We start from the raw sequence: 24,151 nt of genomic DNA, 5'->3' as shown, positions 1-24,151 counted from the left end.
TAAGAAAAGCTACGTCATTCTAGCGAGCCATAGCGAGACTAAGAATCTACTTGCCGCTTGCTGCAGACCATAGAGTGATTAGCAGAACGTCTCGATGTATAGCGCTTCCACCTTATCTCTTGCCCATTGCGTTTTACGCAAAAACTTCAGAGAAGATTTGATCGACGGATCTTTCTTAAAACAGTTCACTCGAACGCGCTCATACAGGCCATTCCAACCAAAGTGTTCAACTAGTCGGGTGACGATTTTTTCTAAACTCAACCCGTGAAGTGGGTTGTTCGGCTGCTGTTGGTTCATGCTATTGATCCGGTAAAGTGAAGTTGCGCGCTAATCTAACCCAAACTCGCCGTGCAACCTAATGTTTTAACCTTGAATTGCCGTGCGACTCTCCCCTATAGTAACCCAAACTTCTTAAAAGCCCTTTTCATTATGAAAGCCCTCAACGACCTCAATATTTTTGTCGAAACCGCGCGCCAAGGCAGCTTTTCAAAAGCTGCTAATAGCATGGACATGACACCTGCCGCCATTAGCGCATCGATTAAGCGTCTTGAAGGGCAAATCGGTTTCCCGCTGTTTGTGCGTTCTACCCGAAGCCTTCGTTTAACCTCAGAGGGCGAACTGTTTTTAGACAAAACCACGCAAGCGTTGGCAACATTGCAAGAGGGGTTGGATCAGATCTCAAGTGCGCGTGGCGAGTTATCTGGTCAACTGCACATTACTGCGCCCTCCGATTTTGGTCGCAATATGTTGCTCGATTGGGTGGATGAGTTCATCGATCTCTACCCAAATGTTTCCATAAAACTAGAGCTGTCCGATAGCTTGACGGATATGTACACCAAGCCTGTCGATATTGCGATTCGCTACGGCGAGCCGGCCGACTCCAATCTGGTCGTGTTGGCTTTGTGTGGGTCAAACGAACGGATCTTATGTGCATCGCCAGAGTACGTAGCTACACATCCAGAACTCACCTCTCCTGCCGATTTAACGCAACACAACTGTTTGTGCTATATGGTCGCGGATTCAGTCTACAACAAATGGACGCTCACGCGTGACGGCGAGAAAGAACAAGTCGTGGTCAGCGGTAACTTGATGAGCAACGATAGTGACTTGCCACATCGGTTAGCGATCAAAGGCAAAGGCATTGCGAATAAATCGTTGATGGACATCAGCCGAGACTTAATCGAAGGAAGATTGGTGCGAGTGTTACCAGAGTGGGATTGCGGCCCAGTGCCGCTCTACATGGTGTGCGCCGATCGTCGATTATTGACGCCAACGATTCGGACTTTCCGTGACTTTATCCAACAAAAATGCTGCCAGCAACGCGCCAACGTGCTGGCAACCTTCTGTCATTAGGCGATAAATCGAAGAGGACGAATCTGGGTATATTCAACCCAGTCGTTCTCTTCCAATGTTTCAAGAAACGTCGCCATGTGCGGGCTTTGCAAATGCTTATCTAAGGCCTCTTGCGATGCCCAAATCTCTTGGAACATAAATAGGCCTTCAACTTTCTCGTCAAGATACAACTCGTATTGGCAACAGCCTTCTTCTTGACGAGTTGGCTCTAGTAAACCAGCAAGCAAATTCACCACCTGATCCTTGCTGTCCGGGTAGGCTTTCACTTCTGCAACTAAGTGGATCATCGTTCTATCACTCTTTTGCGATTTATATATTGATTACAGGGTTCTACGTCACCTGTAAGTAAGCTCGAATTAGATCTCGGTGAATACGGTTTCTGCGTCCCAGCGAGACTTTGGCGTTTTCGCGTTGAAGTCATCTTCCGCGTGGTAGCCAAGCGGCACGATCACAACGCTGGTGTAACCTTTTTCACGCAAGCCAAATTCTTCATCCAGCACTTTTGGATCAAACCCTTCAATTGGCACTGCATCGATTTCTAGCGTCGAAGCACCCAACAGCAACGTACCCACGTTGAGGTAAACTTGTTTCTCCATCCAATGGTTTGCATCTTTCAGATCAAAACGGTGCATGTTTACAAAGTAGCTACGCCCACCGCGCACAGCCGCTTTCGCTTCTTCAGTTGGGAATCGGCCATCTTTTTCTTCTTGCGCCATTAGCGCTTCAATGTAGTCGTTATCAATGCCTGTTTTCGCACAAAACACCAATACGTGAGAAGCGTTGAGAATCTTCGCCGCGTTAAACGCGTAGTTCTCTTGCGCCGCTTTAGCGATGCGCTGTTTGCCTTCTTCTGTGCTTGCCAGAATGAAATGCCAAGGTTGAGAGTTCACACTCGATGGACTAAAACGAACCAGCTCTTTAACTGCATCGATTTTTTCTTGAGGTAGCTTGCGCGTTGGGTCAAACACTTTCGTTGAGTAACGAGATTTTGCAGCTTGTACGATATCCATGAGGTTCTCCAATTAATGAATTTAAGCTGTGTAACAGCATAACCTCATGAGATAAAGGGAAAAACCGATTTCGATTAAAAACATTTTCAAAATAAATTTGAAAATAAAACGATAAGAAAGGCTTTGAACGTTCTCACTGAACTTCTTCATCTTTTCAGCAATAATGCATGTTTGCTCGCAACCAAACTCAACTCATGCTGCCTCAAGATAACGTTATTACATCCTTTCTGTGCAAAAAGCTCGGTCACAATCACCTGAGAATTGCCGGCGAATATTGGCACATTGAGAAGTTGGTTGCCTTGCAATGCATGATGTTGAAAGAAGCGCCTAACCTCCAAGAAGGGCTGCTTTGGTGGAGTAAAAGTGTTTCATTATTCGACCGCCGTTTGTACGTCACATTTCAACATGGTGATGCCCAAATCCATCTGCAAGTCGAATGCAGAACGGCCGATATGCCAAATTGGGCGGAGTCGGTGTTTGGCTTGCTCAAAATGCAGTTGGAGATGCTTGAGCTAAGCGAATCAATACAGGTACAAGTTCACGCCAACAATCCACTCGCGGCCGATATTTTTCTAGAGGAAACGCGAGATTCTAAAACGAGTTCAAGCGTGTTTGATTTGGTGAAACATGTTTATTTGCTGCTTTCTCACCAGCCAATTGAGCAACCAGAATTACTGAGTGTTTTGAACGCCTTGTTCATCAAAAACAGCAATTACGCGCTCAAGTTAGAGCAAGCGGCAAGGCAACTGGGCGTCTCCAAACGCACCTTGCAACGTCGACTGCAAGAAAAGCAAATGAGCTACTCTCAATGCGTTGATTTCGCTAAAAGAAAGCAAGCACTCACTTTGCTTGCCGACACCCAACTCACAACGCAGCAAATCGCCTATCAACTTGGTTATGAAGAACCTTCGAACTTTCACCGCACTTTTCGTCGTTGGTATCCGTTTTCACCCATGCAATATCGCCAACAATGTTTGGATAACCGAACTCAACTAAATCAACAACCGATCCGCTTATACTACGCCAAAGCCAATACCTTCGACGATAACCACATCGACCAACCTGTCGGCAAAATCTGGATGGAAGTGGACAATATTGCGTTTGAAAAAGTGGTCTCGGTAGAATGCCGTGACCGTGATGGCGCATGGCGGCGCTACCCCGCCTTCTTCGAGCGTTTTTTAAGTCATGGCACCGAGCTCTGGGCAACGACCGAACTTCCGGTAGCGCATCCCCTTACCTTTCGCCTGTGTTATGAAGTCGATGGAGAACGTTACATTGAGAATAACCACCAGCGTGATTATGTGGTTTCTAAGGGGCTTTTAATTGGGGCAGCGGAATACATTGTCCCGACTCGGCAGCTGATTAATATTGGGGCGCAATATACGCTCTTTATCGAACTGGCATGCCGACTTGAAAACGTTGCGAGGATTGACTGTTACGCCGATGATGACCCCACACCTCACGCAATGCGTTTGACCCAACACTCGCTACATTATGCTTGTTGGGTGCTGCAATTATCGCTCACTCAAACTGCAAAGCAGTGCCGTTTCCGCCTTTATGATGAATCCGACAACGAGCTCGCGAAAGAGCATTACCCGATACAATATCCTATTGTGCAACCGCTCAATTAAAACTGTCGGTCAGATCAAAATCGCCGCTTCGTGACATCATTTCACGTCTTTTTTGGCGTAAAATGACACTCTCAATTTCAAACCTTTGCTTTATCGTTTCTGCATTGCTGCATAACGGAGGCAAAAACTGTGTTTGAAACTCTACCTAACCCAATGAATAAAATAAAAATACTTCCTTTCGCGATCGCTCTTGCCCTTTCTGGCTGTGGAAACGACGAAACCACACCAATCGATACAGGCAGCCACGTGGCATCTCCTGATTGGCAAGATCAAATCATTTACTTCCTGATGATCGACCGTTTTAACGACGGCGACAGCGCTCTCAATGATCAAGGGCAAAACGAATTCGATCCGGCGTCGGATAAAAAATTCAGCGGCGGCGACCTCGTTGGTGTGAGTGATAAGTTAAGCTACATCGAAGATCTCGGTGCCACATCGATCTGGATTACTCCGCCAGTTGCTAACCAATGGTGGGATGCAGAGCAAAACTACGGTGGCTACCACGGGTATTGGGCGCGCGATTTTCAAAAAGTGGATGAACACTTTGGTGGCATGGAAAGCTACCAAGCGTTAGCACGCGAAGTGCATGCGCGTAACATGTTCTTAATTCAGGACATCGTGACCAACCATGTAGGCAACTTCTTCACCTACGATGATCCTTACAGTTATGATCCAACCCTACCTTGCCAAGGTTTCCGTTTGATAAAAAATGCACTACCCGCCGGGCAAGAGCTGCCGTATCCACTCAACATGAACGAGTGTAAAACAGACGGCACAGGCAGCTACCACTGGACGCCAACCATCACCGACCACAACGATCCGGTACAAGAAAAAACCTGGCAACTCTCTGATTTGGATGACCTTAATACGTCCGATCCCGAAGTACGCGCTTATCTAAAAGAGAGCTACCGAAAATGGATTCGCGAAGTCGGCGTCGACGGATTCCGTATCGATACATTGAAGTTTGTTGAACACGATTTCTGGAATGACTTCCTACACGCCAACGATGGTGTGATGACGCAAGCGGTTGATACCGGTCGTGACAACTTCCTCACTTTTGGTGAAGTATTCGAAACATCTACGCCATACAACACCGAAGGCGAAGAGAAGATGCTGACTTACATCGGTGAAAGTGGCTCGCCGAAACAGCTAACCTCGGTACTGAACTTCCCATTGCAAGCGACCATGACGCGCGTATTTGCATCAGGGCAACCGACCGACTATTTGCGTTTCCGTCTTGAGAAAATGATGGAGATGTTCCCGAATCCATACATCATGCCGAACTTCATTGATAATCACGACATGCCGCGCTTTCTGTCGCAAGGTAGCGTGAATGACATGAAACAAGCACTGATCACCATGATGAGCGTACCGGGTATTCCTGTGATTTACCAAGGTACAGAGCAAGCAATGTCAGCAGCGCGCGATGCGATGTTCGCCGGAGGGTATCGTGAAGATGGCAACTACGTAGACTCATTCGACCAAAACAGTGAGATGTACTTGTTTATTCAAGAACTTGCCAAGCTACGCACTGAAAACAAAGTCATGACACGTGGCGAAATGAAAGTGATTGGCAGCGATAAAGCGGGCGCGGGCGTGTTCGCCTTTACCCGAACGTTGGATAACGACGAAGTCTTGGTGGTAATGAACACATCGAATTCCCCGATGTTGATGAACCAACTCGATGTAGAGCAAGCGGGCGGCACTGTTTTCCAACAACAAATCATGTCGAACTGGGCAGACGCTCCGGAGAAGCTAATCGCAGATGAAAACGGTCACGTAACCCTTGAGCTACCAGCCAAATCTGCCGTGATTTACTCGAAAACTAACGACACCCAATCGGTAGATACACCAGACCTCAACATCCAACTGGCGCAGGATTGGAAAGGGCAAACCATCACAGATGACATCGTGATTGCTGGTACTGCTAATGCAAACGAGAAGTTGAACCTCGTCGTCGATGGTAACTTGGAAACAGCGCAAACCATTACTGTAGGTGCTGATGGTCAGTTTAGTGTCACGCTGTCGACTCGTCACTTTGCTATTGGCGAGCAACAGCACCGCTTCGCGATTTATTCCACCGAGAAAAAAGCAGGCATCGAGGACGTGAATTTTGTCTCGAACCTAAGCTGGTCAAACACGCCGGATGACACTATTGATGATACAGGCGATGCGCAAGACGGCACTGGCGGTCCTAACGGTAACTACTCATTACCAACCGATCCAACGTTCGACAAAGACAACAGCCAACTCGCAATCAACAAAGCAGAGGTGTTTACCGTTGGCAGTAACGTACGTTTGACCTTCACCATGGACAACATCACCGACACTTGGTTGCCACCAAACGGCTTCGACCACGTGGGTTTCACCATCTTTATTGATTTACCTGAAGAAGCCGCAACTAACTTGTCTGAGCTACCGAAGATCAACGCTTCTATGCCAAGCGGAACCTGGAGTCGTAATGCGGTTGTTTTTGGCTGGCAAAGCTCGATTTACAACACCAAAGGAGCAAATGCGACGACATGGGGAGAAGCCGTAACGCCAGCACCAACAGTGACAGTAGACAAAGCCAACAACACCATTTCAATGGACTTTGCTAGCGATGCACTAGGCCGCCCAGAGTCGCTCGATGGTATCCGCTTCTATGTCACGACTTGGGACTTAGACGGCCTTTCAGCAACTTACCGTCCGCTAGAACAAAACAAAGGCCCTTGGAACTTCTCCGGTGGCGCATCGGATGAAAGTAAGATTTGGGACGATTTACCAATCATCACCTTGTCGGAATAAACCGTTAAATAAGACACCGCCCAGCGTTTAGCTGGGCGGTCATCAACCAAAGAATGCAGAAAGACACTTCTCTAGTTTTTATTCTAGTTAAAGAACGATTTCACCCAAAGCACCAGACTGTCCCAAAGCTGAGCGAACCACGAGCCCTCTTCTACCGCTTGGCTGCTGACCAAGGGATAACTCGCCACGGTACTGTCATCGTTTTTCCAAACGACCTTGCCAATCTCATCCCCTTGCGCGATCGGCGCAATCAACGGTTCATTTAGCACCACACTCTTATCAAGCCCAGCCGTCATTGAACGAGGCAGAGTGAGATAGGCATCTTTAGCAAAGATCGCCTCAACTTGATTGGTATTTCCCTTCCAAACGCGAACTTTAGACTCAACTTGGCCCTGCTTAGCTACTTGCTTGGTGTCATAAAAACGAAAACCATAGCTGAGTAGATTCTTCGATTGGCTGATCCGAGCCTGTTTACTTGGCGTGCCCATCACTACCGAAATCAACCGCATTTTCCCTTCTTTGGCCGAGCTCACCAAACTGTATCCCGCATTGCTGGTGTAACCGGTTTTGCCCCCGTCGACATCAATGGAATTGTCCCACAGTAATTTATTGCGGTTGTACTGCGTAATGTCATTCCACTTGAAGACTTTCTCACTATATAGCGCATACACAGCGGGAACATCATTGATGATCGACTGCATGAGTTTTGCCATATCGGTGGGTGAGGTTTGGATGCCTTCACTATCGAGACCATGGGAGTTTACAAAATAAGTGTCTTGCAGCCCTAACTTCTCAGCCCAACCATTCATCAAGGCGACAAAGCCGCGTTCACTGCCAGCAACGTGCTCAGCCAGTGCAACGCACGCGTCATTACCCGATTGGATGATCACGCCGCGCATTAAGTTCGCAACACTAATTTCATCTTTCGGTTTGATGAACATTTTAGAAGATCCGGGAAACTTGGCCGACCACGCGTTTTCGCTCACGGTGACAACATCATCCCAATTCAAACGCCCTGCTTTGATTTCTTGCCCAACTACATAAGCGGTCATCAACTTGGTTAAACTCGCCGGAGCAAGGCCTGCTCGCCCGTTATGCTCGGCAATAATGGCACCGGATTGAAAGTCCATTAATACGTAACCTTTCGCCTTTAATTGAGGTGGGTTGGGCGTAACAACGGCAAAAGTAGGTACGCTTATTAAACAAGTCACAATAATCCATCGAGCCAGTGACACTTTCATCCGACTTCCTCCATGCTCTTACTTTGTCGCAACTCTATTGAGCATAGCTCACTCAACCAGTTGCACCAGTCGCTAATCGTTTCATTTTCTTGAACTTACATTGATTTGACCAAGGTATAGAACTGACGAAGCGATTTGGAAATAGCATTGGTTCTTCACGCCATTCGCAGTAAAGTAGCGCTACCCCTCAATAAGGAAATAAAGATAACAATGAACGCTCAATCATTTATCGACGCAGGATTGCATTACACTCCCCACAGCTTTACCGTTCCTCTGGATTACCAAGACGTGAGTAAAGGCACCATTGAAGTCTTCGCTCGTGCGGTTTGCCTAGTTGGCGATGAAGAATCGACCAAACCTTGGTTGGTTTACTTTCAGGGCGGGCCAGGCTTTCCCTCTCCGCGTCAAAACGGCAATAACGGCTGGGTAAAACGCGCGCTGCAAGAGTACCGAGTTTTGCTTCTCGACCAGCGCGGTACGGGCAATAGTTCGATGGTTAATCATCAGGCTCTGGCTCATTTCACGCCGCAACAACAGGCCAAGTACTTAAGCCACTTCCGAGCGGATAACATCGTGCGCGACGCGGAATACATTCGTGAGCAATTTGGCGTCGAAAAATGGGCGATCTTAGGTCAAAGCTTTGGTGGTTTTTGCTCCCTCACCTATTTGTCTTTGTTCCCAGACAGCTTGCTACAAAGCTATATCACGGGTGGCGTGCCATCAGTCTCGCGTCATGCCGACGATGTGTATGAAGCCACCTTCAAACGCACCATGGAGAAAAACCAAGCGTTCTTCCAGCAATTTCCAAAAGCGCAACAACTCTGCCAAAACATTGCGAATCACTTGCTGGAAAACGAAGAGTACCTACCAAATGGTCAACGCTTCACGGTGGAGCAATTTCAGCAAATCGGCATCAACTTTGGTGTGAGTGATACTTTCTTGCCAACTTACTATTGGCTAGAAAGTGCATTGATTGAAGTGAACGGCAAACAACAACTTCGTTATGAGTTCTTGAACGATATGTTGGCACAGCAAAACTTCCAAACCAACCCGATTTACGCCATTTTGCATGAATCGATTTATTGCCAAGGCTTTGCGTCGAATTGGAGTGCTCACCGTGTTCGCCAAAGCCGTTCAGAGTTTAATTATGAACCTGGCAAGCCATTTTACTTTACGGGGGAAATGGTCTTCCCATGGATGTTCGATCAATACGTCAACCTCAAGCCACTAAAAGATGCCGCTGAAATATTGGCCGCGAAAGAAGATTGGACTGCGCTGTACGATCAAACACAACTGGCTCAAAACAAAGTGCCTGTCAGTTGCGCCGTTTACGCCGATGATATGTTTGTGGAAATGGATATCAGCCGAGAAACGCTCGCGTTAATCCCAAACTCAAAAGCGTGGATCACTAACGAGTACGAGCACAACGGTTTACGTGCCGACGGTGAGCGCGTTTTAGATAAGTTAATTGCGATGGGGAATCAAACCGCCGCTAATTTGAAATAAATACTATAAAAACGCCTCTTCTAGAGGTAAGAGGCGTTTCATTCCTACCATCTTGTTTTTACGAATCTCTTACGCGCTTGGTCATACGTTTCGTCATCACCCGGTAGCCCATTTTATGATAGAAATCCTCACCTTCATGGTTAAATGACGCCACGGTTAAGCCGATTTCTTCTATTCCTTGAGCACACAAATCACTTTCCATCTTGTCCATCAGCGATAAACCTATTCCTAGGTTTCGATGGCTCTCTGAAACAATAAGCTCATTAATAAAGCCAACGCGTTTTTCTGGTGAAATCAGCGACTGAACGTTACGAACCGAACCAGAGATAAAACCGACGACCTTTCTTTGCGAACAAGCAATAAAAGCGCTCACGCTGCCGTCAAAATACTTTTCGAAGGTGCCATGTGATTCTCTTAGTTGCGCCAATTCCTTGGGTGGACGATAGAAGTTCGGTTCAGCTTCATAGTGCGATGTATCGAGTTCAACGAGTAATTGTTTGAGCAAGGGAGCATCTTCTTCCCTCAGCCGCCTGATATAAAACTGCTGCATGTCCTTTCCTTGCCAACTGATCCGATTATTATTTTGTAGCTCTTGCGCACAACTTTAATGAAGAGCCGAAGAAGGAATCAAAGTACAAATTTAAACCAAAAGTGTCGAGTTCAACTTACCTTGTTCTCTACAATTTATGCTTATAATTTGAGCACATAGCGATTTTACCCGCGTGACGCTTTGCCGCATCAAAACACCGCTACATCCTGCCTAGCCATAATATCCGCATAATTTGTCCGTATTTCCGACTAATTTAGTCAGGTATACTTCGTGCCGCTAAAATTTTAAGGTCGTTGACCACCTGTATTTTTAAAGGAAACCTCATGAGTCAGTATGTAGTTTGTGCGCTGTACAAGTTTGTTGAGCTGAATAACTATCAAGAACTACGCGAGCCATTACTTGCGTTGATGGAAAAACACCATATTCGCGGGACATTACTGCTGGCAAGTGAAGGCATCAACGGCACTGTTGCCTCTGATCGTGCAGGTATTGATACGCTACTGGAGTGGCTAAACAACGAGCCTCGTTTGACAGGCACCGTATACAAAGAGTCGTACTCTGAGACCCAGCCATTCAATCGCACCAAAGTGAAACTGAAAAAAGAGATCGTAACATTAGGTGTTGAAGGCATCGACCCTCGCCACGTAGTGGGTACTTACGTGAAACCTCAAGAGTGGAACGATCTTATTGCTGATCCTGAAGTGTTTGTTGTCGATACACGTAATGATTACGAAATCGAGATCGGCACATTCAAAGGCGCTGTAAACCCAAATACTGAAACCTTTCGTGAATTCCCAGACTATGTAAAAGAAAACATGGACCCGGAAAAGCATAAGAAAGTGGCGATGTTCTGTACCGGTGGTATCCGCTGTGAGAAATCAACTGCTTACATGAAAGAACAGGGCTTTGATGAGGTCTACCACTTAGAAGGCGGCATTCTTAAATATCTTGAAGAAGTTCCTCAAGAAGAGAGCATGTGGGAAGGTGACTGCTACGTTTTCGATGGCCGTGTTGCAGTAAACCACCAGCTAGAAAAAGCAGATTACGATTTATGTAACGCTTGTCGTCTACCGATCACTGAAGAAGACAAACAGTCAGAATTGTTCGAGCAAGGCGTGAGCTGCCCGAAATGTCACGGCACACACTCAGAAGAACAAATTGCTCGATTCCGCGAACGTGAAAAACAAATTGTTCTTGCAGAACAACGAGGCGAGCAGCATGTTGGTGGCGAAAGTGCCAAGCAAAGAGAAGCTCGACGTGCCGCTAAGTACGCACAAAAAGAAGCTCAGCGTAAACAAGACTAAGCTCGACTCTAATTCTATTTTAAGCGAGCTGCCGTAAGGTGGTTCGCTTTTACTATGCACCAACACTCTTTCAATACAATTTTGTATCCTTCACCAAAACCTCTAGTTGATTGTCTCTTTTGCCTTCGGGTAGCCCCACCATCTCATCATAAGCACTTTGATGTACTAAAACCTGCTTATTTGCTTTGATATTCTTGCACTTCTTTTGCATCTCGATAAGGGAATGAGCCCTCAAAAAGATACCGTTGTCGTCAGTGATGAATTGCGCTTTTCCATCAACTACGAAAGATGCTTGATACAATGCGAGATCAAGCGAGTGAATGATCAATTTATCTACGTAGAAGAACTTTTCTAACTTACTCAGTGGTATCGACATGTCTCACCTCCTTGTAAGCAACCTCTACGTTTTAATGAACAAAACCGATCATTAGGTGAGATCTCTTCGGGTCATTTGCGTACAACATCGGAAACAAAGAGGATTCCGATGCAAACAATCAATGTCGTGTGGTTAAAACGAGATTTAAGACTGACTGACCACCAGCCCTTAACACAAGCATTGTCGTCAAAGCACCCAACGGTACTTTTATATATTGTTGAACCGTTGCTGTTAAACAACCCTCACTATTCTGAGCGTCACTGGCGATTTGTTTGGCAATCATTGCAAGACATGAATGAGACGCTCAAAGCCTATGGACACCGCATCACGGTTCTGTTTGGCGATGCCTTGGCATGTTTTCAATCAATTCAAATGCAATATCAAATCAACGCTGTGTTTTCTCATCAGGAAATAGGGCTCAACTGCACCTTTGAGCGCGATAAGCAAATTGCCGACTGGCTGCATGAGCAGAACATCACGTGGTTTGAGTTCGAGCACGGTGCTGTTATTAGAGGAGCAAAAGACCGGCAGGGTTGGGACAAACATTGGGATTTGGTCATGAGAGCCTCCATAAGCCCTCTTGAGCTGCAGACCAACTTGTTGCATTCATTGGATGCAGAATCTCTCGGCTGCGCGTTTTCGCAACCTTCATCCTGGCTATCAAAATGCAAAGGAATGCAAACGGGAGGAAGCCAACTCGCTTGGAAAACACTGGAGGACTTTTTCAATCGTCGAGGTCATGATTACTATCGAAGCATTTCTAGTCCCACAGCCTCACGTACAGCCTGTACTCGCCTTTCTCCATACCTCGCTTGGGGTAATATATCCTTGCGTGAAGTTTATCAGTACCTATTGAAACACTGGCAAGTTGCTGGGTTTCGTCGCAGCTTAATTGCGTTGTCTTCACGGCTGCATTGGCACTGCCATTTCATACAGAAATTCGAGTCGGAATACGACATGGAGTTTTACTGTGTTAACCGGGCTTACGAATCGTTGATTAAACAAAGTAGCACTTTCGATGAAGAAAAGTTAGCAGCATGGAAATCTGGATATACAGGCATACCTTTGATCGATGCCTGTATGCGCTGTTTGCATCAGACTGGCTATATAAACTTTCGCATGCGTGCCATGCTGGTTAGTTTTCTCACTCATCACATGAACATGGATTGGCGAACTGGCGTGACGCATTTAGCGCAACTATTCCTCGACTTTGAGCCTGGTATTCATTACCCACAATTCCAAATGCAAGCCGGGGTAACTGGGACCAATACAATCCGGATTTACAACCCGGTTAAGCAAGCCCAAGAACATGACCCTGATGGCGCGTTCATCTATAAATGGGTGCCTGAATTGCAAATGGTCCCCACCCCACTATTGTTCGAGCCCTGGACAATGACACAGATGGAAACCGTCATGTACCACTTGAAACCGGATAGCCGTTACCTAGCGCCTATTGTCGACCTAAATAGCGCAGCTAAAGACGCAAGGGAGCGTCTATGGGCATGGCGCAAACGGGCCGATGTAAAACAAGAAGGCAAACGGATTTTAACGCGACACGTGAGGCCATCGAAAGAAAGCAGGGCTCGTTGATCATCTTTTCATTTAGATGCGTACAAACGAAGACATTCTCTAGGGAAACCGTTGTACCCCCAACTCGTAAGGAACACATTATGTTTAAACGTATCTTGGTTATCACGGCTACATTGATGGCGACTTTATCTTTTATGCTTCCCGTCAAGGCTCATGATCATGGCATGATGAAGGCTGATATTGTCGACGTTGCCACTGAAAACGGCTCTTTCAATACACTTGTCGCTGCAGTGAAAGCGGCTGATCTAGTCGATACACTCAAAGGAGAAGGCCCATTTACTGTTTTTGCACCAACGGATGACGCTTTTGCAAAACTGCCTGACGGTACAATCGATATGCTCTTAATGCCGGAAAACAAAGACAAGTTAGTATCCATTTTGACTTATCACGTCGTCCCAGGGAAAGTAATGGCTGCCGATGTTGTTAAGCTGGACAAAGCAACTACGGTTCAGGGGCAAGACGTGATGATTAAAACCATGGGCGACAAAGTCATGGTCAACGATGCAAATGTAATGGCAACCGATGTGAAAGCTAAAAACGGCGTCATTCATGTTATTGATACCGTCATTATGCCTAAATAACATGATTCAGAGGGCGGTATATTCCGCCCTTTAAACGGTGCTTCTTCTATCCTTAATACTGCCCCTTCCCTACCTTCGACCCAACAACCAATCACTCATTCACTCCAGCTATCAAAAAGACAAAAACAACATCAAAACCAATACCTTAGAAACAAAAAAGCACAATATCAATGAGGTTGGCGTACCGTTACCTTTCAATTTGAGAACATGATTCCATGTCAGTGTCGTTTACTTTTCCACATGTAAATTCTTGAGCTAAATTTTGGCTGCTCAATCACATTTCGGCAAACCATTCGAAAGGGTGGGACGCAAAGCTTCCGGTCTGTCAGCATTCCATCATCAAAAGTAATGCTCATGATAGCGGGGTTGCCATGTTGCAACACTACATTATCCAAAGTATGGATTCATGCAGCGTTGCTTCATGCTCAGCATGCGCCGAGGTGTGACATTAATTTGTCAGCCATAACAGAGGACATGTGATGAAATCCTTCCCAACCAAATCGGTACTTGCATTAGCACTTGCAAGCATTAGCTCAAGTGCTGCGGCTCACGGCTACGTATCAGAAACCAATGATGGTGTCGCTGCAAGTCGCGCGGCACTATGTAAGTATCCAACACCTGATACTAACGAAAAAAATAATAACTGCGGTGCCATTCAATACGAGCCACAAAGTGTTGAAGGTCCTGATGGTTTTCCACAAACAGGGCCTCGCGATGGAAAAATAGCAAGTGCCGAAACCGCTCTAGCTGCCGCTCTTGATGAACAAACTGCCGACCGCTGGGTGAAACGTCCTATTCAATCAGGTACACAGACTTTTGAATGGACATTTACCGCTAACCATGTGACGCGTGACTGGAAATATTACATCACCAAACCTGATTGGAACCCAAATGCCTCACTATCACGCGACTCGTTTGATCTGACTCCTTTCTGTGTAGTCGACGGCAATATGGTTCAACCTCCAAAACAGGTGAGCCATCAATGTAATGTGCCTACGCGAGAGGGGTATCACGTCATTCTGGCGGTATGGGATGTTGGCGACACAGCGGCTTCATTTTATAACGTAATCGATGTGAAATTTGATGGTGACAGTCCAGTCATTCCAGATTGGACGCAAGGCGGTCAAATTATTCCGACGATGGATTTAAATGTTGGAGATTCGGTTTATACACGCGTATTTGATCAGGCGGGTGAAAACATAGCTTATCGAACCGAGCTAGAAATTACCGATGCAGTCATGGGCAAAGCGAAAAACTGGTCTTACGCTCTAGCAACGAAGATCAACCAAGAGCAAACTAAACTGCAAGCTGGACAGTATACCGAGGATAAATTCACTCCTGTTTATGGTACTAATCCGGTGTATCTGCAAGCTAATAGCGGCCTTGAGCGTGTAGAAATCGGCTACAAGATAGAAACTCCCGCTCCAGAGTACTCACTCACAGTAGATGGCTTAGCAGACGAGTATATCATTGAGTCAACACCGACAACGTTGGATCTGACACTAACTGCTGAAGGCGATTTAAACGCAGAACTCACCGTGTACAATCACCACCGTGAGCCACTTGCAAGCTGGGCAGACGAAATGAAAGACGGCTCGGTGGAGGCTGTATCGCTCGCTTTAACCAAATCAGAGCCTGGTCACCATATGCTCGTGACTCGTATTAAAGACAAAGATGGCAACTTGGTGAAACAGCAAACGCTCGACTTTCACTTAAAAGAAGAGTCAGTAACGCCACCACCATCTGGCGAGTACGATTTTGTCTTCCCTGAAGGGCTATCTAGCTACACGGCGGGCACAAAAGTGCTTGCAAGCGACGGTGCCATTTACCAATGTAAACCCTTCCCATACTCTGGTTACTGTGTACAGTGGAAAGAAAGCGCAAACCAATACGAACCAGGAACAGGTTCACACTGGGAAATGGCTTGGGATAAAGTCAACTAAATCGCCCTTTGAACGTTAAGTAAAAAGAGCCTCGCTATGAGGCTCTTTCATTATCAAACGCAAAAATGGCAGTTTTCCCGATCTAAACCATGAACACCTGACAAATTAGCCAAATGAGCCCGCCCTTCAATCAGCCCCATTTCATAACCTTCCAATAGAACGGTTTGTCGCATTGATAAGCGCTGAACAGGAAAATTATCTGGTGGTGCAATCACTCTGACATGCGTTCCCGGTGGAGGGTTACGAATAAATTCCAACGATTGATTGTAGTTATCTGCACGTCTTAACATCGCGTCCGCCATTTTAGGATGTTCGGCAAATAACTTCTTCATCAGCCATGTGGTTTTTACTGGCTTCTTGGCATAATTTAGCGGGTGAGAAAGCACAACGGTTATGTCGCGAGCCCCGCGACGATAAGCCTCACGCACTGGGATAGAATCAGCCACCCCGCCATCGGTATAGCAGCCTCCAGAAAAGCAAGGGGTATGCTTGTATGCAATGGGTAACGCTGTTGTCGCTTCAATCGCATGGTGAAAATTATCACACGTCACGCGATAATAATCTGCCTGTCCTGTATCTACATTCGTCGTCGCTGCCAGAAAAGGAATGCCATTAAACAGTTTATTTTCATCGACGGGATACAAACGATTAGACTCTTCAAACAGCCACTTCACATCAATGAGGTCCCCACCTTTAACGAATCGAGTCGGATCAAAAAAGCGTTTACTCGTTGCCAGCTTAGTAATGACATTAATGCTGCGATGCGGATAGTCGGTCAAATAACCAATCAAGTTTGATGCGCCAGCAGATACACCAATGGCAAAGTCAAACGGTTTATAACTCTGCTCTAAAAACGCATCTAGCACTCCGCTTGCGAAGACACCTCGCATCGCGCCACCTTCCACTACAATTGCTTTTGTTGCCATATTTCCCCCATTATTCTTGCCAAAAGAGTAATGAAATTCGTGCAATCAAAACAATTGAATATTCTTATTATTGAAATAGGTGAAGTCTATTTATTTCTTTCTTAGAAAGTGAAAACTAAAGTTCAAAAAATCCACACCAGCTAGAAATGTAGGTGTGGATTTAGACGAGATGGAGACGCCTATGAGAAAACAGTTTTATAGGCTTCGCCCGCGCCATCAATAAACATTTGAGTACCGATAACCGCTAGGATTAAGCCCATCATTTTCGTCACGACGTTCAGAGCACTCGGTCCAACTGCTTTGACCAATTTTTCTCCAAATAAAAACAATATATAGGTAATAACACACAACACAGCAAAAGAAACGATAGTAATAATGGTTTGATCAAAACCACCCGCCGTAGCAAAGTTCATCGCGGTAGCAATCGTTCCAGGCCCTGCTAATATCGGCATTGCAAGTGGAGAAACGGCAATGCTCAACGCCGCCTGCTGCTGCGCTGGAGAATACGCTTTCTCTTTAGTTTTCTGATGCGTCGAATCACCTTGAAGCATATTAAAACCGATCAAAAACACCAAGATACCGCCCGTTATTCGCAAGGCGTACAGCGTGATACCAAACAAATCAAAAATTAATTTACCGGCAATCGAAAATATCGCAATGATGACAAATGCAATAAAAACCGAACGAAGCGCCATGGAACGCACGGTTTCTCTATCCTCATCAGCCGTTAAACTCAAAAAGATAGGAACATTGGCGATGGGGTTCATGATCGCAAAGAAGCCCATAAACACCGTGACTGTATGAACGATGAGTTCTTTCATATTTTCCACTGCAGTTAAATTGTTGATTCTAAAAACAGTATATACGCTCTCAAGCAGAACGAGTGATGTATTCTCTATTCATCTTCACACTTATGCGCTAAGCATTGTTTTTCTTTTGAGATAGTTTACCGACTCATTAAATATCGCTAAGGTGAGGCTTCAGCCTTTACATGTAACAGGGGATGTTAAGTCACCATGAACAGTACGATACAAACAATTCTCAATCACCGCTCAATTCGAAAGTTCACCTCACAACCTATTGAGAGCGAACAATTAGAAACGATTCTACAAGCTGGCCTTGCGGCGTCTTCATCAAGTATGTTGCAAGTCGTCTCAATTATCCGCGTGACCGACAAAGAAAAACGCACGCTATTAGCTCAATATGCCGGAAATCAAGGGTACGTTGAAAGCGCTGCTGAGTTTTTGGTGTTTTGCATTGATTACCAGCGCCACGCCAGTATCAATCCTGATGTTCAAGCTGATTTCACCGAGTTAACACTTATCGGTGCTGTTGATTCTGGCATCATGGCACAAAACTGCTTACTTGCAGCAGAGTCTATGGGACTAGGAGGCGTGTACATTGGTGGCTTACGAAACAATGCTCAAAAAGTCGACGAGTTACTAGGCTTACCTAAAAATACCGCCATTTTATTTGGTATGTGTCTTGGTCATCCAGATCAAGCCCCTGAAGTTAAGCCACGTCTACCTGCTCATGTCGTGGTGCATGAGAATCAATATCAAGACCTAAATTTGGATGATATTCAGGCTTATGACCAAACCATGCAAAACTACTATGCAAACCGTTCGAGCAATCAAAAACAAAGCACTTGGTCACAAGAAGTCACCAGTAAACTGGCTGGCGAATCACGTCCGCACATCCTGCCTTACTTAAACAGTAAAGGGCTCACTAAAAGGTGATGAACACAGTACGATAGGATCAAAAAAGGCCTCTGAAGAGGCCTTTAGAATTTATCAGCAAAAACTCGCTTAGTTACCGCCTGTCGCGCCAGTACCATCTCCAGGTTGTGGTTCTGGTTTAATTGGCTTACCAGGTTTCGCTTCAGGAATGGTAGGAACAGTTGGTTTAATTTGATCTACAGGTTTACCTTCAGCGATATCTTTTTCAACCTGCTCAACAACGTTCTTTGTATCTTCTTCAGAAATCTCTACGTAAATCACGTCATCAGAACCCGCACTAGCTTTAGGGTAATGTGGATTTTTCGCAATCACTTCTTCGGTAATCGATTTTGCAGCAACTGCTACAGCTTCAGGTGCAGCTGTTGGGTTTGCTTTAATGATATCCGATACAACGTTCGCTGTAGCAACTAACTTCGTAGCAAGTGCACTATTACCGCCTTCGCTTTGAAGATCTTCAACTACTGACTCTGTATCACGAAGGATTTCATCAACCGTTTTACCACTTGCATTGATATCAATACCTAAGTTCTCGAATACTTTTTCGGCGATATCAGAAGAGTAAACCTCACCTTCTTTCAAAGAGTTAGAAACCAAAGTCGTAAATGGAGAGCCTGTTACTAATGAATCCGCCTGCGCTAAGCCTCGAGGGATTTTGTAGTCAGATGTAATAGGTTTGCCATTTGATGCGTCTTTACTCTCATCAGTATGCGTCAATACGAAAGCACAGTCACCTGGCGCATTTACGACATTGATATTTTCAAAACGCGCTTCACCAACCATACCTTCATAGTTTGTTGTCTTTTCAATCGCGTCGTATGTTTCACCACCACATACAGCTTGAACCTTCATGCCGATAACAGCTGGGTCATAAGCCTGAACCGAGTATCTTTTTACCTCAGGGTCGCTGTCACTACCACAACCTGCTAGTAGGACTGCTGCCACACTTGCCGTTAAAAGTTTGATTTTCAAAATTAGCTCCAATATTTGTTGTTATATCCGACCGCAACAGGAAGCATAACGGCAGTTGCATATGGTGTAAATAGTATACATACAACTTTGGCATGAGTTTTTTCACATTCCCGCCTGTTTACTTGTGCAAAATCATGCATTCATCTCAATAACGTTAAATAGACACAATTTTGTCATGTATTCGTCAGTATTTTTTTAAGTATCTTGTTGCCTTTATTGCAACCAGATGGATAATAGTTGACTATTTTTTGTGGGTCAGATTTTTACACCTTCATTAATGAAACTAAGAGCTCTAAGTCGCTAGCAGCCATTTGGAGTGTTTATTACACAAATAATTCTGAATGGACTCGCTTTCTAAAGGCTTAAAACTGCAGTAAATCGTCAACATTGATGAAATGCAGTTCAATTAGAATGAACCAATTTCAGTCGGCAAACTTTCTTTCGGTAGTTATAAACCAATGAACACATTTAATAAATTTTTGGGGATATCAGTACTTCCTATCCTTCTTACAGGGTGTACTCTGCCTGGTAGCCACCTTTCGGTCAGTGACAAAACAGTAATGAGCACTGAATCGAGTGATATAGAATCGCAGGTTACGGTTTATCCTTTAACTTTGGAGCGAGTGACCTCTTTAAATTCAATAGATCCTTTTTCAAAGCCAAATCCAGAGTTAGATATTGAAATCGCCAAGTATGAATACGAAGTAGGACCTGGCGATATCTTAAATATTACTATTTGGGACCACCCAGAGCTCACGATCCCAGCTGGCTCATATCGTAGCTCAGCCGAAGCAGGTAACTGGGTGCACTCAGATGGCACGATCTTCTACCCTTACATTGGCGTTGTACACGTTGAAGGTAAAAACGTTCGCCAAATTCGTGCAGACATTGCCAACCGTCTTGCAAAATACATTGAGAGCCCGCAAGTCGATGTAAGCGTTGCAGCTTTTCGTTCTAAAAAGACTTATGTGACTGGCGAAGTGAACAAGCCAGGGCAACAACCAATCACAAACATTCCTCTTACACTTCTTGATGCCGTAAATAGAGCAGGCGGACTGGCAGCCGAAGCCGATTGGCGTAATGCAACACTGACGCGAAACGGTGTGGTTGAAAATGTCTCTTTATACGCTCTGATGCAACAAGGCGACTTAACTCAAAACCGTCTTCTAAAGCCAGGTGATATTGTTCATATTCCCCGTAACGATGCACAAAAAGTATTTGTTATGGGCGAAGTTAACGATCCGAAGCTACTCAAAATTGATCGCAGCGGTATGAGCCTTACTGAGGCTCTAAGTAGCGTTGGTGGTATTAATGAAATCTCCGCCGATGCCACTGGCGTTTTCGTCATCAGACGTTCAAAAGAAGAAGCTAAAATGGCGGACATCTATCAGTTAGATGTTTCTGATGCTTCTGCTTTGGTGATTGGAACAGAGTTTGATCTCAACCCATACGACATAGTTTATGTAACAGCCGCGCCTGTTAGCCGTTGGAACCGCGTTATTGCTCAACTTGTTCCAACCATTTCCGGCTTTAACGAATTAACCGAAGGTGTACTACGAGTACGCACTTGGCCGTAAAAACGACGTGCCGCAAGAAAGTTATCTCTTGCGGCATGCATTCAATCGTTACGTAGCTCAATTGTGCAATATAAAGAAGCAAGCACTCCAGTTGGGATCATAGGCATACAATTTAAAATAGGGTAAGCATTTGTTTTCTAATATTCTTGTCGTCTGTGTAGGTAATATTTGCCGCTCTCCAACAGGAGAGCGGCTTTTGCAGTCTTTACTACCAAACAAACATGTCGCGTCAGCGGGAATCGCGGTGGATAAAAGTCATTTAACAGGAAAAGCTGCTGATGATATGGCAACCACCATCGCGAACGAACATGGCGTAAGCTTAGATGGACACGAAGCACGACAATTAACACCTGAGCTTTGCGCTCAATACGATCTGATATTGGTTATGGAAAAAGGTCATTTAGAAGCCTTAACCAAAGTCGCTCCTGAGGCACGAGGCAAAACGATGCTGTTTGGACAATGGATAAGTGAAAAAAACATTCCTGATCCATACAGACAAAGTAGAGAAGCCTTCGAACATGCTTATACGCTTATAGAAAAAGCAGCAAAAGCGTGGTCTCAAAAACTATAAGCCGCAAGGCTAAATATATAAACGCCAATGGCAAGGTATTTAAGAAGTTAAAGTAATGACAACACAAACTATTAAGCAATCACGTCAAGCCGACGATGAGATCGATTTGGGAAAGTTATTTGGGATCATTCTTGATGCCAAATGGCTCATTCTATGTACCGTAGTCCTATTTTCAATTATAGGCGTCGGCGTTGCCATTCTATCAACACCTATCTACAAAGCTGACGCTCTTATCCAAATTGAAAGTAAGAGCTCCGGTGGTATTTCAGCGATGGTTGGTGATATGGGAGAGCTGTTTTCAGCAGAGTCATCAGCGACAACAGAAATTGAGATCATTAAATCTCGTATGATTTTGGGTGGTACCGTTGATAAGTTCAACTTAACCACGGTCGTCTCTCCGAATTACATGCCTATCGTCGGTAAGGGCTTAGCTCGACTGCAAGGCGAACAAATCAGTCTGAGCGTTTCACGATTTAATACCCCTTCTTACGCAGTTGGAATTCCTCTAACTCTCGAAGTTATTGATTCTGAAAAACAGACGTTCAGACTTATAGAAGATGACAATAACGTCATTTTAGAAGGTAAGGTTGGCGAGCTCATTGAAAAGAACGGCTATCAATTCTTAGCTACAGAAATGATAGCGCAAGACGGCGCATCGTTTACCGTGAGTAAAGTCAGCAAATTAGATGCAATTAATAAACTTCAAGAAAACTTATCGATAAGCGAACGTGGTAAGCAAACCGGGATTATTTCTTTAAGCTTCTCTGGTGAAGATCGCGCTAAGATTCAAGCTATCTTGAACGACATTAGCCAGAACTACTTCTTGCAAAACGTTCAAAGAAACTCAGCAGAGGCAGAGCAAAGTCTCGAGTTCTTGAAAGGTCACCTTCCAGACATCAAAACAAAACTGACCGCTTCTGAAGACGTTTTAAATCGATTCCGTCAAGAAAATGAATCTATCGACTTAGGCCTTGAAGCTCAATCAACGCTTAAAGTGATGGTTGAATTAGAAGCGCAGTTAAATGAGCTTACATTCAAAGAGAGTGAAATCAGCCAGCGCTTTACACAAGATCACCCGGCTTATAAGTCTCTGCTTGATAAACGTGAGACGCTACTCAAAGAGAAAGAGCGTCTTAATAAACAAGTTCAAAAGTTACCGAAAACACAGCGTGAAGTTCTACGCATGACGCGCGATGTAGAAGTAAACCAACAAATCTACATCCAGCTATTGAACAAGGTTCAAGAGCTCAACATCATTAAAGCAGGAACCGTTGGCAACGTTCGAATCCTAGATAACGCTCAATCGTTCTCGAAGCCAATCAAGCCGAAAAAAGCGCTTATCGTTGTGCTAGCAACACTGCTTGGCGGCATGGCAGGCGTGGCTTTCGTATTAATTCGTGCGCCATTCCACCGTGGTGTAGAAACACCAGATCAAATTGAGCAGATTGGTATGCCTGTTTACGCTAGCGTTCCAAAATCTATTCAACAACTGGAATTTGCAAACAAGCTTAAACGAAACAAAGGCAGCAACGATGAGCTAGTCCTTCTTGCTGAAGCTAACCCGGCCGATCTTTCCATCGAGGCCCTGCGTAGTCTTCGTACTAGCCTGCACTTTGCGATGATGGAAGCGAAGAACAATGTTCTTATGATTTCAGGTCCAGCACCATCTATCGGTAAAACGTTCGTATCGACAAACTTTGCAGCCGTCGCTGCGAAAACAGGTCAGAAAGTACTGCTTATCGATGCGGATATGCGTAAAGGTTATTTGCAGCAATGTTTTGGTTTACGTTGGGATAACGGCCTTTCTGATTATTTGAGCGGCAAGACATCCCATAGCAATATTATTAAATCAACATCCATCGACAATCTAGATGTGGTTACTCGTGGCCAAGTACCACCAAACCCGTCAGAGCTTTTGATGCATCCTCGCTTTAAGAGCTTTGTTGACGAAATGTCGGCGCAGTACGATCTTGTGATCATCGATACGCCGCCTGTACTCGCGGTTACCGACCCAAGCATTGTTGGTGCAATCGCAGGAACAACACTGATGGTAGCTCGTTTTGATCAAACGACTTTGAAGGAAATTGAAGTCGCACAAGGCCGCTTTGAACAATCCGGCGTGGAAGTAAAAGGCGTAATTCTAAACGCCGTAGAGAAGAAAGCGTCAAACTCATACGGATATGGTTACGGTTACTATAACTACGCTTACAAGAGCGAGTAATTAATATCTACATGTATTACAAAGCCCTGCTAGACCTAGCAGGGCTTTTTTATTACTGGATCCTGTAATGCATATCTACTAGAAAACGGATGGTCGTTAACATCTACATAGGCATTGGCTGTCAAACTATTCAGCACTTCTTTAATGGGGCTGATATTTTGTGATGCGGTTCTCTCATGAATAGTTGCATGATGGATTGTGAAACCCTACTATCAGTCTGCTCACGCCTAAAGCCCCCAACACTCGCGGAAAGAACTTGGTTCACGGCAACTCTTC

General features: G+C 45.1%; 21 protein-coding genes and 1 riboswitch. Of the genes, 12 read left to right on the top strand and 9 right to left on the bottom strand.

Going from position 1 to position 24,151, the window contains the following annotated elements:
- Positions 1-78: 78 nt before the first annotated feature.
- On the bottom strand, positions 79-297 hold the full coding sequence (locus B7360_RS00885) for a VF530 family DNA-binding protein (protein WP_048625418.1): 219 nt from the start codon (positions 295-297) through the stop codon (positions 79-81).
- A gap of 132 nt (positions 298-429) precedes the next feature.
- Here B7360_RS00885 and B7360_RS00880 point away from each other — a divergent pair, with 132 nt between their 5' ends.
- Positions 430-1,353, top strand: a complete 924-nt coding sequence (locus B7360_RS00880) for a LysR family transcriptional regulator (RefSeq protein WP_005484216.1) — start codon at positions 430-432, stop codon at positions 1,351-1,353.
- On the opposite strand, the gene B7360_RS00875 is transcribed toward B7360_RS00880, so the two are convergent.
- Entirely contained in the window at positions 1,350-1,640 is a 291-nt protein-coding gene (locus B7360_RS00875) for a putative quinol monooxygenase (RefSeq protein WP_005480132.1), read from the bottom strand. The two genes, B7360_RS00880 and B7360_RS00875, sit on opposite strands and share 4 nt — an antisense overlap.
- A 69-nt stretch (positions 1,641-1,709) precedes the next feature.
- Positions 1,710-2,363 (bottom strand): oxygen-insensitive NAD(P)H nitroreductase, encoded by a 654-nt coding sequence (gene nfsB, locus B7360_RS00870; protein ID WP_074190356.1) that lies wholly within the window; start codon positions 2,361-2,363, stop codon positions 1,710-1,712.
- 167 nt (positions 2,364-2,530) lie between these two features.
- Between nfsB and B7360_RS00865 the strand changes: the two genes are divergently transcribed.
- Positions 2,531-3,994: a helix-turn-helix transcriptional regulator gene (locus tag B7360_RS00865; RefSeq protein WP_173669994.1), complete on the top strand. Its 1,464-nt coding sequence runs from the start codon at positions 2,531-2,533 to the stop codon at positions 3,992-3,994.
- A gap of 129 nt (positions 3,995-4,123) precedes the next feature.
- Positions 4,124-6,781: an alpha-amylase family glycosyl hydrolase gene (locus tag B7360_RS00860; protein WP_085342526.1), complete on the top strand. Its 2,658-nt coding sequence runs from the start codon at positions 4,124-4,126 to the stop codon at positions 6,779-6,781.
- Between the two features lie 83 nt (positions 6,782-6,864).
- Here B7360_RS00860 and B7360_RS00855 read toward each other — a convergent pair whose 3' ends face one another.
- Positions 6,865-8,022, bottom strand: coding sequence for a D-alanyl-D-alanine carboxypeptidase family protein (locus B7360_RS00855; protein WP_085342525.1), 1,158 nt, complete (start codon positions 8,020-8,022; stop codon positions 6,865-6,867).
- A gap of 210 nt (positions 8,023-8,232) precedes the next feature.
- On the opposite strand from B7360_RS00855, the gene B7360_RS00850 reads away from it, so the two are divergent.
- Entirely contained in the window at positions 8,233-9,528 is a 1,296-nt protein-coding gene (locus B7360_RS00850; protein WP_085342524.1) for an alpha/beta fold hydrolase, read from the top strand.
- A gap of 58 nt (positions 9,529-9,586) precedes the next feature.
- Here the strand turns inward: B7360_RS00850 and B7360_RS00845 are convergent, their stop codons facing one another.
- Entirely contained in the window at positions 9,587-10,078 is a 492-nt protein-coding gene (locus B7360_RS00845; RefSeq protein ID WP_085342523.1) for a GNAT family N-acetyltransferase, read from the bottom strand.
- A gap of 323 nt (positions 10,079-10,401) precedes the next feature.
- On the opposite strand from B7360_RS00845, the gene B7360_RS00840 reads away from it, so the two are divergent.
- Complete coding sequence (locus B7360_RS00840; RefSeq protein WP_085342522.1) at positions 10,402-11,382, top strand: rhodanese-related sulfurtransferase; 981 nt, start codon at positions 10,402-10,404, stop codon at positions 11,380-11,382.
- A 70-nt stretch (positions 11,383-11,452) separates the two neighbouring features.
- On the opposite strand, the gene B7360_RS00835 is transcribed toward B7360_RS00840, so the two are convergent.
- On the bottom strand, positions 11,453-11,758 hold the full coding sequence (locus B7360_RS00835) for a DUF6482 family protein (RefSeq protein ID WP_085342521.1): 306 nt from the start codon (positions 11,756-11,758) through the stop codon (positions 11,453-11,455).
- 108 nt (positions 11,759-11,866) lie between these two features.
- Here B7360_RS00835 and B7360_RS00830 point away from each other — a divergent pair, with 108 nt between their 5' ends.
- The 3 genes from B7360_RS00830 (at position 11,867) to gbpA (ending at position 15,872) form a co-directional block, all read left to right on the top strand.
- On the top strand, positions 11,867-13,348 hold the full coding sequence (locus B7360_RS00830; RefSeq protein WP_085342520.1) for a cryptochrome/deoxyribodipyrimidine photo-lyase family protein: 1,482 nt from the start codon (positions 11,867-11,869) through the stop codon (positions 13,346-13,348).
- Positions 13,349-13,428: 80 nt separating this feature from the next.
- Positions 13,429-13,929 (top strand): fasciclin domain-containing protein, encoded by a 501-nt coding sequence (locus B7360_RS00825; protein WP_085342519.1) that lies wholly within the window; start codon positions 13,429-13,431, stop codon positions 13,927-13,929.
- A gap of 273 nt (positions 13,930-14,202) precedes the next feature.
- A riboswitch (cyclic di-GMP riboswitch) is annotated at positions 14,203-14,303 on the top strand.
- 105 nt (positions 14,304-14,408) lie between these two features.
- Positions 14,409-15,872 carry an N-acetylglucosamine-binding protein GbpA gene (gene gbpA / locus B7360_RS00820; protein ID WP_085342518.1) on the top strand — a complete coding sequence of 488 codons (1,464 nt, stop codon included), beginning with the start codon at positions 14,409-14,411 and terminating at the stop codon, positions 15,870-15,872.
- Positions 15,873-15,925: 53 nt separating this feature from the next.
- On the opposite strand, the gene B7360_RS00815 is transcribed toward gbpA, so the two are convergent.
- Positions 15,926-16,798 (bottom strand): patatin family protein, encoded by an 873-nt coding sequence (locus B7360_RS00815; RefSeq protein ID WP_085342517.1) that lies wholly within the window; start codon positions 16,796-16,798, stop codon positions 15,926-15,928.
- A 179-nt stretch (positions 16,799-16,977) separates the two neighbouring features.
- Positions 16,978-17,619 carry a MarC family protein gene (locus B7360_RS00810; RefSeq protein ID WP_085342516.1) on the bottom strand — a complete coding sequence of 214 codons (642 nt, stop codon included), beginning with the start codon at positions 17,617-17,619 and terminating at the stop codon, positions 16,978-16,980.
- A gap of 195 nt (positions 17,620-17,814) precedes the next feature.
- Between B7360_RS00810 and nfsA the strand changes: the two genes are divergently transcribed.
- A complete protein-coding gene (gene nfsA, locus B7360_RS00805; RefSeq protein WP_006740796.1) occupies positions 17,815-18,537 on the top strand; it encodes an oxygen-insensitive NADPH nitroreductase in 723 nt (240 codons plus the stop codon).
- A gap of 69 nt (positions 18,538-18,606) precedes the next feature.
- On the opposite strand, the gene B7360_RS00800 is transcribed toward nfsA, so the two are convergent.
- Positions 18,607-19,506: a hypothetical protein gene (locus tag B7360_RS00800; RefSeq protein WP_085342515.1), complete on the bottom strand. Its 900-nt coding sequence runs from the start codon at positions 19,504-19,506 to the stop codon at positions 18,607-18,609.
- A 458-nt stretch (positions 19,507-19,964) separates the two neighbouring features.
- Here B7360_RS00800 and B7360_RS00795 point away from each other — a divergent pair, with 458 nt between their 5' ends.
- From B7360_RS00795 to B7360_RS00785, 3 genes are all read left to right on the top strand, one after another.
- Entirely contained in the window at positions 19,965-21,083 is a 1,119-nt protein-coding gene (locus B7360_RS00795) for a polysaccharide export protein (protein WP_006740798.1), read from the top strand.
- A gap of 130 nt (positions 21,084-21,213) precedes the next feature.
- A complete protein-coding gene (locus B7360_RS00790) occupies positions 21,214-21,654 on the top strand; it encodes a phosphotyrosine protein phosphatase (protein ID WP_031780663.1) in 441 nt (146 codons plus the stop codon).
- A gap of 55 nt (positions 21,655-21,709) precedes the next feature.
- Positions 21,710-23,875, top strand: coding sequence for a polysaccharide biosynthesis tyrosine autokinase (locus tag B7360_RS00785; protein ID WP_085342514.1), 2,166 nt, complete (start codon positions 21,710-21,712; stop codon positions 23,873-23,875).
- Positions 23,876-24,151 lie beyond the last annotated feature (276 nt).

The organism is Vibrio sp. ArtGut-C1, assembly GCF_002105475.1.
GTDB classification, from domain to species: Bacteria; Pseudomonadota; Gammaproteobacteria; order Enterobacterales; family Vibrionaceae; genus Vibrio; species Vibrio diabolicus.
The sequence above is the reverse complement of the archived record's forward strand: the minus strand, read 5'-3'. Positions and strand labels throughout refer to the sequence as shown.

Excerpts from the sequence above, each read along its gene's own strand:
- B7360_RS00840 (WP_085342522.1), top strand. The coding sequence starts at position 10,402 with ATGAGTCAGTATGTAGTTTGTGCGCTGTACAAGTTTGTTGAGCTGAAT.
- B7360_RS00795 (WP_006740798.1), top strand. The coding sequence starts at position 19,965 with ATGAACACATTTAATAAATTTTTGGGGATATCAGTACTTCCTATCCTT.
- B7360_RS00835 (WP_085342521.1), bottom strand. The coding sequence starts at position 11,758 with ATGTCGATACCACTGAGTAAGTTAGAAAAGTTCTTCTACGTAGATAAA.
- B7360_RS00850 (WP_085342524.1), top strand. The coding sequence starts at position 8,233 with ATGAACGCTCAATCATTTATCGACGCAGGATTGCATTACACTCCCCAC.
- B7360_RS00880 (WP_005484216.1), top strand. The coding sequence starts at position 430 with ATGAAAGCCCTCAACGACCTCAATATTTTTGTCGAAACCGCGCGCCAA.
- nfsB (WP_074190356.1), bottom strand. The coding sequence starts at position 2,363 with ATGGATATCGTACAAGCTGCAAAATCTCGTTACTCAACGAAAGTGTTT.
- B7360_RS00830 (WP_085342520.1), top strand. The coding sequence starts at position 11,867 with ATGCAAACAATCAATGTCGTGTGGTTAAAACGAGATTTAAGACTGACT.
- B7360_RS00875 (WP_005480132.1), bottom strand. The coding sequence starts at position 1,640 with ATGATCCACTTAGTTGCAGAAGTGAAAGCCTACCCGGACAGCAAGGAT.
- B7360_RS00885 (WP_048625418.1), bottom strand. The coding sequence starts at position 297 with ATGAACCAACAGCAGCCGAACAACCCACTTCACGGGTTGAGTTTAGAA.
- B7360_RS00865 (WP_173669994.1), top strand. The coding sequence starts at position 2,531 with ATGTTTGCTCGCAACCAAACTCAACTCATGCTGCCTCAAGATAACGTT.
- B7360_RS00810 (WP_085342516.1), bottom strand. The coding sequence starts at position 17,619 with ATGAAAGAACTCATCGTTCATACAGTCACGGTGTTTATGGGCTTCTTT.
- nfsA (WP_006740796.1), top strand. The coding sequence starts at position 17,815 with ATGAACAGTACGATACAAACAATTCTCAATCACCGCTCAATTCGAAAG.
- B7360_RS00825 (WP_085342519.1), top strand. The coding sequence starts at position 13,429 with ATGTTTAAACGTATCTTGGTTATCACGGCTACATTGATGGCGACTTTA.
- gbpA (WP_085342518.1), top strand. The coding sequence starts at position 14,409 with ATGAAATCCTTCCCAACCAAATCGGTACTTGCATTAGCACTTGCAAGC.
- B7360_RS00785 (WP_085342514.1), top strand. The coding sequence starts at position 21,710 with ATGACAACACAAACTATTAAGCAATCACGTCAAGCCGACGATGAGATC.
- B7360_RS00855 (WP_085342525.1), bottom strand. The coding sequence starts at position 8,022 with ATGAAAGTGTCACTGGCTCGATGGATTATTGTGACTTGTTTAATAAGC.
- B7360_RS00815 (WP_085342517.1), bottom strand. The coding sequence starts at position 16,798 with ATGGCAACAAAAGCAATTGTAGTGGAAGGTGGCGCGATGCGAGGTGTC.
- B7360_RS00845 (WP_085342523.1), bottom strand. The coding sequence starts at position 10,078 with ATGCAGCAGTTTTATATCAGGCGGCTGAGGGAAGAAGATGCTCCCTTG.